The sequence below is a fragment of the Parasphingomonas frigoris genome (assembly GCF_036663815.1).
Classification (GTDB): Bacteria; Pseudomonadota; Alphaproteobacteria; order Sphingomonadales; family Sphingomonadaceae; genus Sphingomonas.
This window is the reverse complement of sequence record NZ_JAXOJQ010000003.1, coordinates 302,718-315,764: the sequence shown is the minus strand read 5'-3', so window position 1 is coordinate 315,764 and position 13,047 is coordinate 302,718. Positions and strand designations below refer to the sequence as shown.

9 protein-coding genes are annotated in these 13,047 nt (G+C 68.1%); 5 read left to right on the top strand and 4 right to left on the bottom strand.

From position 1 onward, the window contains the following. Nucleotides 1-174: 174 nt before the first annotated feature. The 3 genes from U1872_RS11740 (at nucleotide 175) to U1872_RS11730 (ending at nucleotide 4,054) form a co-directional block, all read left to right on the top strand. Complete coding sequence (locus U1872_RS11740) at nucleotides 175-1,101, top strand: ABC transporter ATP-binding protein (protein WP_332793080.1); 927 nt, start codon at nucleotides 175-177, stop codon at nucleotides 1,099-1,101. Between the two features lie 112 nt (nucleotides 1,102-1,213). Then, complete coding sequence (nadB, locus tag U1872_RS11735; protein ID WP_332793079.1) at nucleotides 1,214-2,800, top strand: L-aspartate oxidase; 1,587 nt, start codon at nucleotides 1,214-1,216, stop codon at nucleotides 2,798-2,800. 150 nt (nucleotides 2,801-2,950) lie between these two features. Further along, a complete protein-coding gene (locus tag U1872_RS11730; protein WP_443025375.1) occupies nucleotides 2,951-4,054 on the top strand; it encodes a serine hydrolase in 1,104 nt (367 codons plus the stop codon). Nucleotides 4,055-4,060: 6 nt separating this feature from the next. On the opposite strand, the gene U1872_RS11725 is transcribed toward U1872_RS11730, so the two are convergent. Continuing rightward, nucleotides 4,061-4,387 carry a hypothetical protein gene (locus U1872_RS11725; protein WP_332793077.1) on the bottom strand — a complete coding sequence of 109 codons (327 nt, stop codon included), beginning with the start codon at nucleotides 4,385-4,387 and terminating at the stop codon, nucleotides 4,061-4,063. Between the two features lie 160 nt (nucleotides 4,388-4,547). Between U1872_RS11725 and polA the strand changes: the two genes are divergently transcribed. Together polA and U1872_RS11715 are read left to right on the top strand one after the other, a co-directional pair. Beyond that, a complete protein-coding gene (gene polA, locus U1872_RS11720; RefSeq protein WP_332793076.1) occupies nucleotides 4,548-7,304 on the top strand; it encodes a DNA polymerase I in 2,757 nt (918 codons plus the stop codon). A gap of 95 nt (nucleotides 7,305-7,399) precedes the next feature. Continuing rightward, nucleotides 7,400-8,890 carry a lipopolysaccharide biosynthesis protein gene (locus tag U1872_RS11715; RefSeq protein WP_332793626.1) on the top strand — a complete coding sequence of 497 codons (1,491 nt, stop codon included), beginning with the start codon at nucleotides 7,400-7,402 and terminating at the stop codon, nucleotides 8,888-8,890. A gap of 81 nt (nucleotides 8,891-8,971) precedes the next feature. Here U1872_RS11715 and purH read toward each other — a convergent pair whose 3' ends face one another. From purH to rpe, 3 genes are read right to left on the bottom strand one after another with little or no spacing between them, the layout of a single operon-like run. Next, a complete protein-coding gene (gene purH, locus U1872_RS11710) occupies nucleotides 8,972-10,537 on the bottom strand; it encodes a bifunctional phosphoribosylaminoimidazolecarboxamide formyltransferase/IMP cyclohydrolase (RefSeq protein ID WP_332793075.1) in 1,566 nt (521 codons plus the stop codon). 56 nt (nucleotides 10,538-10,593) lie between these two features. After that, nucleotides 10,594-12,354 (bottom strand): heparinase II/III family protein, encoded by a 1,761-nt coding sequence (locus U1872_RS11705; RefSeq protein ID WP_443025387.1) that lies wholly within the window; start codon nucleotides 12,352-12,354, stop codon nucleotides 10,594-10,596. 1 nt (nucleotide 12,355) lies between these two features. Beyond that, nucleotides 12,356-13,018 (bottom strand): ribulose-phosphate 3-epimerase, encoded by a 663-nt coding sequence (rpe, locus tag U1872_RS11700; protein WP_332793074.1) that lies wholly within the window; start codon nucleotides 13,016-13,018, stop codon nucleotides 12,356-12,358. Between the last annotated feature and the right edge of the window lie 29 nt (nucleotides 13,019-13,047).

The window sequence follows — 13,047 nt, the reverse complement described above, 5'->3', positions numbered from 1 at the left end:
GCCCCTTGTCCCTGCCGTCTGGCGGGGGGCGCCTTCTTGCTCCCCTCCCGCTTGCGGGAGGGGCTGGGGGAGGCCCTTGCCACGGGCGCCGCGCTTGCGGCACGCCCCTCCCCTAACCCCTCCCGCAAGCGGGAGGGGGATGACCGGCCCGCGTTCGCACGCTATGCGCTTCTCATGACCGAGGCCGCCATCTCCATCGCGAACCTGTGCAAGACCTACAAAGGCGGCAAGCGCGCGCTCGACGACGTGTCGTTCGATGTGCCGCGCGGCCAGATCTTCGGGCTGCTCGGCCCCAATGGCGCGGGCAAGTCGACGCTGATCAACATCCTGGCCGGCCTCGTCAACAAGACCAGCGGCAGCGCGACGATCTGGGGCTTCGACACCGACCAGCATCCGCGCAACGCCAAGGCGTCGATCGGGATCGTCAACCAGGAGATCCTGTTCGACCCGTTCTTCACGCCGATCGAGACGCTCGAGATCCAGGCCGGCCTCTACGGCGTCCCCAAGGCGAAGCGTCGCTCGATGGAATTGCTCCGCGCGGTGCATCTCGAGGACAAGGCCAACGCCTATGCCCGCACGCTGTCAGGGGGCATGAAGCGCCGCCTGATGGTCGCCAAGGCAATGGTCCACACGCCGCCGGTGCTCGTGCTCGACGAACCGACCGCGGGGGTCGACATCGAATTGCGTCAGCAGCTCTGGGCCTATGTCCGCCAGCTCAACGATTCCGGCGTGACGGTGGTGCTGACGACGCATTATCTCGAGGAAGCCGAGCAACTCTGCGACCGGATCGCGATCATCAACCACGGCAAGGTCATCGCCAACAAGCCGACGCGCGAGCTCGTCGGCATGGCGACCGAGAAACTGGTCGAGGTAACGGTCGACCGCGACGTCACGGTCCCGCCGAGCGCGGTCTGCTTCCAGAAGATCGAACTGAAGGGCACGCGCACGCTCGCCATCACCTACGCCAAGGACAAGGTGAATGCCGGCGAGGTGCTCGCCGCGGTGCAGGCCGATGGCTACGGCATCGTCGACGTATCGACGCGCGAGGCCGATCTCGAGGACGTGTTCCTCAATCTGACGCGGGCGTCGAACGCGGCGTGATCGTCGCCCCGGCGGAGGCCGGGGCCGCTGGCGTTTGCGCAAGACGCCAGCCACGCGCATCTAACAGAGCGGCCCCGGCCTCCGCCGGGGCGACGGTATGAGAGAGACGCGCGTGCCCGAAACCAAGATTTCCGACGTCCTGATCATCGGCTCGGGTGCCGCCGGCCTCACCGCCGCGCTCAACCTCGCCGATCGCTTCAAGGTCACGGTGCTCGCCAAGGGCGCGATGAACGAGGGGTCGACCGCCTGGGCGCAGGGCGGGATCGCCGCGGTGCTCGAGGAAGGCGATACGTTCGCGAGCCATATCGAGGACACGATGATCGCCGGCGCGGGGCTCAACGACCGCGCCACGGTCGAGTTCGTCGTGACGCAGGCACCCGCCGCGATCGCGCGGCTCGAGGAACTCGGCGTGCCGTTCGCGACCGAGGGCAATGCGCTCCACCTGACGCGCGAGGGCGGGCACAGCCACCGCCGCATCGTCCATGTCGCTGACGCAACGGGCTGGGCGGTGCAGGAAGCACTGCAGCGCGCCGCGACCGAGCATCCCAACATCACGCTCGTCCCCGACATGGTCGCGATCGATCTCGCGACGGGCAAGCATGAGGAGCGCTATTCGGGCGCCGGCCATGTGTGGGGCGTCTACGCCGTCAACCGCGCAACCGGCCGCGTCGAAGTCTACACCGCACGCGCGACGATCCTCGCGACCGGCGGCGCGGGCCGCACCTATCTCTTCTCGACCGCGCCGCGCGGCGCGACCGGCGACGGCATCGCGATGGCGTGGCGCGCGGGCTGCCGCGTCTCGAACATGGAGATGATGCAGTTCCACCCGACCTGCCTCTACAATCTCGAGGTCAAGAACTTCCTGATCACCGAAGCCGTCCGCGGCGAGGGCGGGCATCTGCTGATCCCAGAGACGGGCTATCGCTTCATGCCCGATTTCGACCCCCGCCTCGAACTCGCGCCGCGCGACGTCGTGGCGCGCGCGATCGATCACGAGATCAAGCGGCTCGGGCTCGACTATGTCCACCTCGACATCAGCCACAAGGGCGAGGCGTTCATCCGCGAGCACTTCCCCAACATCTACGAAAAGCTGCTCGGCCTCGGCATCGACATGACCAAGGATCCGATTCCGGTGGTGCCCGCGCAGCATTACACCTGCGGCGGCGTGGTGGTCGATCTCGACGGGCGGACCGACCTCCCCGGCCTCTATGCCGCGGGCGAATGCAGCGAGAGCGGGCTCCACGGTGCCAACCGCCTCGCGTCAAACTCGCTGCTCGAATGCTTCGTGTTCGGCGAGGCGTGCGCCAACCATATCGCCGAGCATTGGGACGACCTCCCCGCCCCGCCGCCGATCCGCGCGTGGGACGAAAGCCGCGTCGAGGATTCGGACGAAGAGGTCGTCATCAAGCAGAACTGGACCGAGATCCGGCGCTTCATGTGGAATTATGTCGGGATCGTGCGCACCACCAAGCGACTCGAACGCGCGCAGCACCGCATCCGCATGCTGACCGATGAAGTGAACGATTATTACGGGCATTTCCGCGTCACGCCCGACCTGATCGAGCTGCGCAACCTGCTCCAGACCGCCGAGTTGATCGTTCGTTCCGCGCTCCACCGGCACGAATCGCGCGGGCTGCACTACACGCTCGATTACCCGGACTTGCTCCCCAACGCGGTCGATACCATTTTGACACCGTAGACTAACGGACTAGCCAATGCGCCGCTCATATCGTTCTGTCGTGCCCACCGCGCGCTTTGTCGCACGATGCTGCGACAGGAATTCCGCAACCACATTGTGGCCTTATCGCCGAGGTTGAGTGCGGGACAAGAATTGGGGTCTAACTCGGTGTTGCGTATCCTTCCTTATCGCTTTCCCAAGCCCGCGGCGGCCTTGCTTCTGGCAATTGCGCTGTGCGCCTGTGGCTACGACGCCAACGTCCATGTCGCGCGCCCCGCGCCGGCGGTCTCGTACCCGTTTGCGACGGTGCCGGTCGTCGTCGCACCGACGAGGCCCCGCGTCGTGGCGCCCCCCCCGGCGCTGGCTGCCAATGTCGCGACGCTGGTGCGCGCCTTCGACGGCCGCGTCGGGGTCGCGGTGCGCAGCGTCGAGCAAGGCTGGTCGGTCGACAGCGGCGGCGACCAGCGATTGCCGCAGCAGAGCGTGAGCAAGCTGTGGGTGGCGATGACGGTGCTCGACTATAAGGACCGCGGGCGGCTGCGGCTGACCGACCCGATCGTCCTGCGGCGCGACGACATCACGCTGTTCCACCAGCCGATCGCCGCGCTGATCAAGGGCGATCAGGGCTATCCGACGACCGTCGGCGAATTGCTCCAGCGCGCGCTGACGATGAGCGACAACACCGCCAACGATCGCCTGCTGCGCTACGTCGGCGGGCCCAATTCGGTGCGCGATTTCATCCAGCGCAAGGGCCTGGGCGACATCCGCTTCGGCCCGGGCGAGCGGCTGCTGCAGAGCCAGACCGCAGGGCTCGTCTGGCAACCGGACTATGCTTTCGGCGGCGGCTTCCAGCGTGCGCGGGATCGCCTGCCGCGCGCCGACCGCATCGCCGCGTTCGACCGCTATGTCGCCGATCCGCCAGACGGTGCGGCCCCGGTCGCGATCGCCGGCGCGCTCGCCAGGCTCAAGCGCGGCGACCTGCTGTCGCGCGAATCGACCGACTATCTGATCGGGACGATGGAATCGTCGCATACCGGCAAGCAGCGGATGCGCGGCGCCGTGCCGCCGGGCTGGAGCTTCGGCCACAAGACCGGCACCGGGCAGGATCTCGCCGGGCGGACCGCGGGCTATAACGACGTCGGGCTGCTGATGGCGCCCGATGGCAGCAGCTACGCGATCGCGATCATGATCGGCGATACGCCGCGCCCGATCCCGGCGCGCCAGGCGCTGATGCAGGCGGTGGTGGCGAGCGTCGTCGCGAACCATCGCGGCTGAGCACCGTCAGTCGGAATCGTTCGCGCGATCGGGTGCGGCGGTGATGGTGAAGACGAGCGTCGTCTGTGCCGTGCCGGCGAAAGCGGGGCCGGGGCCGGGGCCGGGGTTGCGCAACATCTCCGGGGTATAGCCGCTCCAACCATAGGAGGCGGCGATCGGCGCCATGCCGGGAATCGGCAAGACGGGCTCACCGTTCGCAACCCGATCGTGCGCGATGCGCCACGCGCCCGAGAAGATCGGATTCGCGGGGGTCGGCGCTTGCTGGAAGATCACGGCGCGCATCGGATCGCGGTCTTCGCGCCGGACATTGAGCACATCGATCGTATAGCGCATGGATCGGCTCCCATTCGTACCGCGATCGTAACGGTTTGCGCGCGACGAGTCATCCCCGTGCGGAGACACCACGCTGCCAGGGAATCGGCTCGTCGCAGCGAAATCCTGCGGGGCGATACGGGGGCTTTGTCCTTCCCCAAGCTTGGGCTATCCCCGCCGCATGCCGCATCTCTATCTTGTCGATGGCTCGGGGTATATCTTCCGTGCCTATCACCGCCTTCCCCCGCTCACCAACAAGCATGGCGAGCCGGTCGGCGCGGTCTATGGCTATACGACGATGCTGTGGAAGCTCGCCGACGAAGTCCATGCCGCGGATGGCCCGACACATATGGCGGTGATCCTCGACAAATCGTCGAAGACCTTCCGCAACGAGCTGTACGATCAGTACAAGGCGCACCGCCCGCCGCCGCCCGAGGATCTTGTCCCGCAGTTCCCGATGATCCGCGACGCGACGCGCGCCTTCTCGCTACCATGCATCGAGACCGAGGGATTGGAGGCCGACGACATCATCGCCGGCTATTCTCGCGCTGCTTTGGCGCAGGGATGGGAAGTCACGATCGTATCGTCCGACAAGGACCTGATGCAGCTGATCGAGCCCGGGCTCGACATGTACGACACGATGAACAACCGGCGGCTGGGCGCCGAGCATGTCGCGGAGAAATTCCACGGCATCACGCCCGCGCAGCTCGGCGACGTGCTCGCGCTGATGGGCGACAGCGTCGATAACGTGCCGGGCGTTCCCGGCGTCGGCCCGAAGACCGCCGCCAAGTTGATCCTCGAGCATGGCGATCTCGAAGCGGTGCTCGCTGCCGCGCCGGGGATGAAGGCAGGCAAGCTGCGCGATAACCTCATCGAACATGCTGCGATGGCGCGGCTGTCGAAGGAGCTCGTCACGCTGAAATGCGACGTCGCGCTGCCCGAGCCGCTCGACGAACTCGAACTCAAGGGCATTCCCGACGCCCCTTTGCGCGCCTTCCTTGAGCATCACGGCTTCCGCTCGCTGCTCGCCAAGCTGTCGGCGGTTGCCGATGCGCCGGTGCCTGCGCCGAAATCGGTGCCGACCGAGCAGGACCCGCCGTGCAACCATGACGGCTACGAGACCGTGGTCGACGAAGCCGCGCTCGACAGCTGGATCGCCGCGGCGCGGCACCAGGGGTGGATCGCGATCGACACCGAGACGACGGGTATCGACGCGACGCGCGCCGAACTGGTCGGGGTGAGCATGGCGCTGCAGCCGAACAAGGCGTGCTACGTCCCGCTCGCGCATGGCGGATCGGGGCTGTTTGCCGAAACGCCGGTGCAGCTCGACCGTGACATTGCGCTCGCCAAGCTCAAGCCGCTGTTCGAGGACCCAGCCGTCCTCAAGATCGGGCATAACCTCAAATACGACATGATCGTGCTCGGGCGCCTCGGCGTCGGCGTTGCGCCGCATGACGACACGATCCTGATGAGCTTCGATCTCGATGCGGGCCTGCATGGTCACAGCATGGACGAACTTGCCGCGACGCACCTCTCGCACAGCTGCATCGCCTTCAAGGACGTGGTCGGCGTCGGCAAGTCGCAGCGCAGCTTCAACGAAGTCGATCTCGATGCTGCGACGCGCTACGCCGCCGAGGATGCCGACGTCACGCTGCGGCTGTGGCGGCGCTTCAAGCCGCGGCTCGTCGCCGAGAGCGCGACGCGCGTCTACGAAATGGTCGACCGCCCGCTCGCGCCCGTCATCGCGCAGATGGAAATGCACGGCATCAAGGTCGACGCCGCCAAGCTCAGCAGCCTGTCGAACGATTTCGCGCAGCAAATCGGCGCGCTCGAAGTCGAGATCCACGCGCTCGCGGGCGGCGCCTTCACGATCGGCAGCCCCAAGCAATTGGGCGACGTGCTGTTCGAGCGGATGGGGATCAAGGGCGGGCGCAAGGGCAAGTCGGGCGTCTATTCGACCGACGTGACCGAGCTCGAACGCATCGCCGCCGACAAGGATTCGCCCGGCAAGGACATTGCGACGAAGGTGCTCGAGTGGCGCCAGCTGTCGAAGCTCAAATCGACCTATACCGATGCGCTCCAGGCGCAGATCAACCCGGCGACGGGGCGCGTCCACACTTCTTATTCGCTGACCGGCGCGCAGACCGGGCGGTTGTCGTCGACCGATCCGAACCTACAGAACATCCCGATCCGCACCGAGATCGGCCGCCAGATCCGCGATGCGTTCGTCGCCGAGCCGGGCAACGTCCTGCTCGCCGCCGACTATTCGCAGATCGAGCTGCGGCTCGCCGCGCACATGGCCGATGTCCCCGCGCTGAAGCAGGCCTTCTCCGAGGGTGCCGACATCCACAGCCTGACCGCGATGGAGCTGTTCGGCGAGGTCAATCGCGATACGCGCGGACGCGCCAAGACGATCAATTTCGCGATCCTCTACGGCATCAGCCGCTGGGGTCTGGCGGGTCGGCTCGACGTCACCGCGGACGAGGCGCAGGCGATGATCGATCGCTATTTCGAGCGTTTCCCCGGCATCCGCAACTATATCGCCGCAACCACCGAGTTCGTCCGCGACACCGGCTACACCTCGACGCTGTTCGGGCGGAAGACGCACTTCCCGCGGATCAAGTCGAAGCTCCAGCACGAACGCCAGGGCGCCGAGCGCGCCGCGATCAACGCGCCGATCCAGGGCACGTCAGCCGACATCATCAAGCGTGCGATGGTGCGGATGGGGCCCGCGCTGGAAGCCGCCGGGCTGGGGCATGTGCGCATGCTGCTGCAAGTGCATGACGAACTCGTGTTCGAACTGCCCGAGGGCGACGTTGCCGCGGCCAGGCCGATCATCGAGCAGGTCATGGCGACCGCTGCCGAGCCCGCGATCGTGCTGAGCGTTCCGCTCGGCATCGAGATCGGTACGGGACTGAGCTGGGGCGCGGCGCATTGACCATCGCTGGGGGCTCGGTGGACCGCGCCGACGGACGGACCACCGACGAGATTGACGCGCTCGCCAAGGGCGGGCGCACCAACATCATCGGCTTCATGATGCGGCTCGTCGCGCGGCTGCCGTTCCTTTTCATCGCCGGGCGGCTGTACGGGCCCGACACGCTCGGCACCTTCGCCCGCGCCGTCCTGTTCGTCGAAGTCGCGGCGTTGCTCGCGACCTTCGGCTTGAAGCGCGGGTTGGCGCAGGCGATCGCGCAGAGCGACCGGCCGCACGTCCAGATCGTGTGGGACTGCCTCGTGGTCGCGGCGATCGCCTCGGCGTGCGCCAGCGGGATCCTGCTGCTGATGCCCGACGTAATGTTCCACGGCGGCAACCCGTCGGCGCTCGAACGCTTGCTCCCGTGCATCATCGTCGCGAGCGCCTGGTCGGACATCATGCTCGCCGCGCTCGCCTATCGCCGCAACGTCCAGGCGACGGTCACCGCGCGCGCGGTGATCGAGCCGTGGACGATCTCGATCGCTGCGGGCGTGCTCTATCCGGTCGCGCCGCATGACGGGCTGGTGCTCGCCTACATGCTGTCGATGGCGGCGGCGCTCCTCGCGTCGATCGTCCCGTTCATGCGCAGCTATGGCCGCCCGCATGGCTGGCGGCTCCACCCGGGCCGGACGCTCGCGCTGATTCGCCGCAATGCCCCGCTCGCCGGCGCCGATGCGCTCGAATGGGGCACGCGCAACGTCGACCGCTCGATTCTCTTCCTGATGTTCGAGCCGCGCATCGTCGGCATCTACTGGATGGCGCAGCAGGTCGCCTCGATCCCGGGCAAATTGAAGACCAGCTTCGACCCGATCCTTGGCCCCGTCATCACCTCGAGCCTCGCGCGCGGCGATACCGCGGGCGTGGCAAGCCAGGTGCGACAGGTCGGCTTCTGGATCCTCGCCGCGCAGACCGGCCTCGCGCTGATGGGCTCGATCCCGGGCGAAGCGGTGATGGGCACGGTCGGCCCGCAATTCGTCGCGGGCACGGCGGCGCTCGCCTTCCTGCTCTGGGCCGAGGCCGCGGCGTCGACCGGCGCAGTGTGCGAATCGGCGCTGGTCTACATCGCGCGCGTCCAGAACGTCGCGATCTCGATCGGGATGCTGCTGTTCCAGGTCGCGCTGAGCTTCGCCTTGATTTTCGCGATGCAGTGGGTCGGCTGGCCGGTCGCGTTCCAGGCAGCGGGGCCGGCGGTGGCGCTGTTCGTGTCGGTCGCGATCACCTCGGTGATCAAGTCGACCTATCTGTCGCGGCTGCTCGGGGCGGGGGTGGCAGGGTGGCGCTGGCCGATGCTGTGGGCGGTGCTCGCGACCAGCGCGGTCGGCTTCTTCTTCACCACGCTGCCGCACCGCTTCGAATGGGCGCAGCTCGCGATCGGCGAGCCGGCGATGGCGGGGATCTATCTCTTCGTGCTGTACCGCTGGGCGGCGGGCCCCGAGGACCGCGCCTTGTTCCGGCGGAAGCCGGGCGAGACGGCCGCCTTGCCGGACGTCACCGCACTGCCCGACTCTTCCCCGGCACAGGCCGGGGGCCAGGAGCGACACGCCGGATAGCGAGCGCGTTGCTTACCTACCACGACCTCCGCGCCTGGGCCCCGGCCTGTGCCGGGGAAGCGCGGTTTGGGATGAAGCGCCTCAATGCCGGAAGTGGCGCACCCCGGTGAACACCATCGCGAGGCCGGCGGCGTCGGCGGCCGCGATAACCTCGTCGTCGCGGATCGAGCCGCCCGGCTGGATAACCGCGGTCGCCCCCGCCTCTACCGCTGCGAGCAGGCCGTCGGCGAACGGGAAGAAGGCGTCCGAGGCGACCGCCGACCCGATCGTGCGCGGCGTTGGCCAGCCGGCCTTGTCGGCGGCGTCCTTCGCCTTCCACGCGGCGATGCGGGCGGATTCGAGCCGGTTCATCTGCCCCGCGCCGATCCCCGCCGTGCTGCCGTCCTTGGCATAGACGATCGCGTTCGACTTGACGTGCTTGGCGATCGTCCAGGCGAAGCGGCAGTCGATCAGCTCCTGCTCGGTCGGCGCGCGCTTGGTGACGACCTTCAGCTCGGGGTTGCTGGCATTGTCGCGGGTCTGGACGAGCCAGCCACCGGTGATCGCCTTGGCGAGGAGACCGCCACGCGCGGGATCGGGCAGTTCACCGGTCAGCAGCAGGCGCAGGTTCTTCTTGGCGGCGAAGATCGCCTGCGCTTCCTCGTCGGCATCGGGCGCGACGACGACCTCGGTAAAGATCCCTGCGATCGCGCGTGCGGTCGCGCCGTCGAGCGGACGGTTGAGCGCGATGATCCCGCCGAACGCCGAAACGGTGTCGCAGGCGAAGGCGGTGGCATAGGCCTCGGCGAGCGAGGCGCCCGTCGCGACACCGCACGGATTGGCATGCTTGACGATGACGCAGGTCGGCGCGGCGTCGCGGAATTCGCTGACGAGATCGAGCGCGGCATCGGCGTCGTTGAGATTGTTGTAGCTCAGCGCCTTGCCCTGCACCTGCCGTGCCTGGCCGATGCCGCGCGCGGCGGGACCACCCGCGGTGTAGAAGGCCGCCGACTGGTGCGGATTCTCGCCATAGCGGAGCTCGGGACCGCGCTTGAGCGTGATCGGCAGCGTTTCGGGGAAGGCCTCGCCCTGGTCGACGGTGCCGAACCATGTCGCGATCGCGCCGTCATAGGCGGCGGTGGTGGCATAGGCCTTGGCGGCGAGCTTGCGGCGGTCGGCGAGAGTCGTGCTGCCACCCGACACCAATGCATAATCGGCCGGATCGGTGACGATCGCGACGAACGCGTGGTTCTTCGCGGCCGAGCGCACCATCGACGGACCGCCGATATCGATATTCTCGATCACCTCGTCGCGCTCGGCGCCCTTGGCGACGGTCGCCTCGAACGGGTAGAGATTGACGACGACGAGATCGATCGCGCCGATCCCATGTTCCTCCATCGACGCGACATGCGCCGCGTCATCGCGCACCGCGAGCAGCCCGCCATGGACATTGGGGTGGAGCGTCTTGACGCGACCGTCCATCATCTCGGGGAAACCGGTGAGGTCGCTGATATCGCGGACCTTGAGCCCGGCGTCGCGCAAGGCCTTGGCAGTGCCCCCGGTCGAGACCAGCTCGACACCCCGGCCGGCGAGCTCACGCGCGAGATCGACGATGCCAGTCTTGTCGGACACCGACAGCAGCGCGCGGCGGATGGGGATCTCGGTCATGATGTACAGGCTCCGGGGGACGTTTGCGCGTCCCCTGCCCGCTCACCCTCCAAAATTCAACCAGCGCGCTTGAACGCCCAGCTGACACTCGCCCCGCCGGCGGGCGATTCGCCGGTGACGGCGAGCTGCATCGTGGCGTGCGGACGCCCCTCGGCGTCGATCCACACGCTTTCCTCGACCGCCAGCGTTCCGCCGCGGCAGCGGAACTGCCACAGTCCGCCGCCGGGCAACCGCAGCAGGGCCGCGAGGCCATCAGCGGTCGGCGAGACCTGGATGCCGAGCCCGAGATGGAAGCGGATCGCAAAGCCCGTCGCGGCGAGCTTGCGGCGCTTGGTCGCGGGGAGCAGCATGTCCTCGCCGCGCAGTTCGCGACCGTCGCGCGCGAGCACCAGCTGGCGACGATGGAGGAAGCCGAAGCGGCGGGCATAGCCGTCGTGGCTCGCCTCGATCCGGCTGCCGGTATCGCTTTCCTGCCGCGCCAGCTCAACCTCTCCGACACCGCGCCCGAGCGTGCCGTCGGCGTGGATCGCGGTCGAATTGCTGTCGCCGACGATCAACGTCGAATGCGCCGCGGTGGTGCGCAGCCCCTCGCTCAGCGCGGCCGGAAGCTGGGCGATCCCGGTCCGCGCGCCGCCGCAATTGACGACGATGCGATGGCGCCCGTCGGAAAGTTCGAAGGCCAGCGTCGAGGCGCAGCCGCCCTCGACCAGCCGCGCGATCGGCGGCGGCGCCGCATCGAGGATCACGACGGCGCTCCCCGCAGCGAGCCGCTGATAGCCCCAGTCGCGCGCCTGGCGCAGCGGGCGCGTCCGCACGCCCGAGGCGGCGATGATCTGGTCGAGCGTCTCGGCCCCGATCGGGCCGCCGCCCTGCCAGCTGCTGAGATCGCGGTCACCGTGACACACGCCGAGCAGCGCCGGAACGAGGCTGGCGAGCGCAGCGTCGATGCTCGCCGGCGCTTCGAGCCGCCGCGCGGCATAGACGTCGCGCAGTGCGGTGAGCAGCATGACGAGATCGACCTGCGCGTTGGGCGCGCGCGCGACGTTGCCGCCATCCTCGTAGATCGATGCGGCGAGCGCCTTGGCGAGCGCCGCCTCGACTGCGCCGCGCCGTGCATCGCCTCCTGCGATCAGCAAGTTTGCCGCGACCACGCCGCACAGCGCCGCGACGCGCGGTGCGCCCGGCGCGACCTTGTCGGCGCCGCGGTCGATATGCCGCGCCCCGCGCGCGAGCGTGTTGAGCACGCTGCTGCGATAGACGAGATCAGCCGACGAGAGGATCAGCGGGGCATGCGCCGTCCAGGCGAGGATGCGCCGCCCCCACAGATCGGCGCGCCACGCGGGCTCGCTGACCTTTTCGGCATGGACTGCGAGCCATTTGCGCATCAGCGCCTCGGCCACCGGGGTCGCCTGCGCGCGCGTGGCGACGGTCGAGAGATCGCGCAGCCATAGGAAACTGTGGAGATATTCGCTGAAGGCGCGCGAGAAATCGGGTTTGGTGAGATCGAGCGCGGCGATCTCGCGAGCTTCGCCGCGGAAAGTCAGCGTGCCGCCGAGCAGCGCGGTACCGCGCTTGGCGTCGCCGAGAAAGGGATCGTCGGGAACCGCGATCAGCTTGAGCGGATGGCGGCCCTTGAGGCGCATGCCGTGGATCGGGGTGCTCCAGGTGAGCCTGTGAAACCGTTCGGAGAGCCGCTCGGCCAGCGACAGGCCCTTGTCCCCGCCGAGGCGGATGAGGCGCTTGCCCTCATCGATGCTGTCGCGCAACGCGCCGTCGCCAGGCGGCGCCGGACTTTCGGGATTCGAGCGATCGCCGATCTCAGCCACGCAGGCCTGCGATGTTGGCGGCGTACGCATCGGGTCCGCCGCGGAAGGTCGCCGTGCCCGCGACCAGCGCATCGGCCCCGGCGGCGATCGCGCGCGGCGCCGTGGCGTGGTCGATCCCACCATCGACCTCGAGATCGACGGTGTAGCCGCCCTTGTCGATCATCTTGCGGATCGCCTCGATCTTGCGCAGCGAGCTTTCGATGAACGCCTGCCCGCCGAAACCGGGATTGACGCTCATCACCAGCACCAGATCGACTTCCTCGAGCAGATAGTCGAGCGCCTTGGCGGGCGTCTGCGGCGTGAGCACGACGCCCGCGCGCTTGCCGAGCTGGCGGATGTGCTGAAGGCTGCGATGCGTGTGCGGGCCGGCCTCGACATGGATGCTGATCGTGTCAGCGCCGGCCTCGGCGAACGCCTCGAGATAGGCGTCGACCGGCGCGATCATCAAATGGACGTCGAGCGGCTTGGTCGTATGCGGGCGGATCGCCTTCACCACGCCCGGCCCGATCGAGATGTTGGGGACGAAATGCCCGTCCATCACGTCGACGTGGATCCAGTCGGCGCCGGCGAGATCGATCGCGCGGACCTCCTCGCCGAGCTTGGCGAAATCGGCGGAGAGGATCGACGGGGCGATACGGACGGGAAGCTGGCTCATGGTCGTTCAGCCTCTAGCATGGTCGCAGG

Coding starts and splice junctions, on each gene's coding strand:
- purH (WP_332793075.1), bottom strand. CDS start 10,537: ATGACCGAGATCCCCATCCGCCGCGCGCTGCTGTCGGTGTCCGACAAG.
- polA (WP_332793076.1), top strand. CDS start 4,548: ATGCCGCATCTCTATCTTGTCGATGGCTCGGGGTATATCTTCCGTGCC.
- rpe (WP_332793074.1), bottom strand. CDS start 13,018: ATGAGCCAGCTTCCCGTCCGTATCGCCCCGTCGATCCTCTCCGCCGAT.
- U1872_RS11725 (WP_332793077.1), bottom strand. CDS start 4,387: ATGCGCTATACGATCGATGTGCTCAATGTCCGGCGCGAAGACCGCGAT.
- U1872_RS11740 (WP_332793080.1), top strand. CDS start 175: ATGACCGAGGCCGCCATCTCCATCGCGAACCTGTGCAAGACCTACAAA.
- U1872_RS11715 (WP_332793626.1), top strand. CDS start 7,400: ATGATGCGGCTCGTCGCGCGGCTGCCGTTCCTTTTCATCGCCGGGCGG.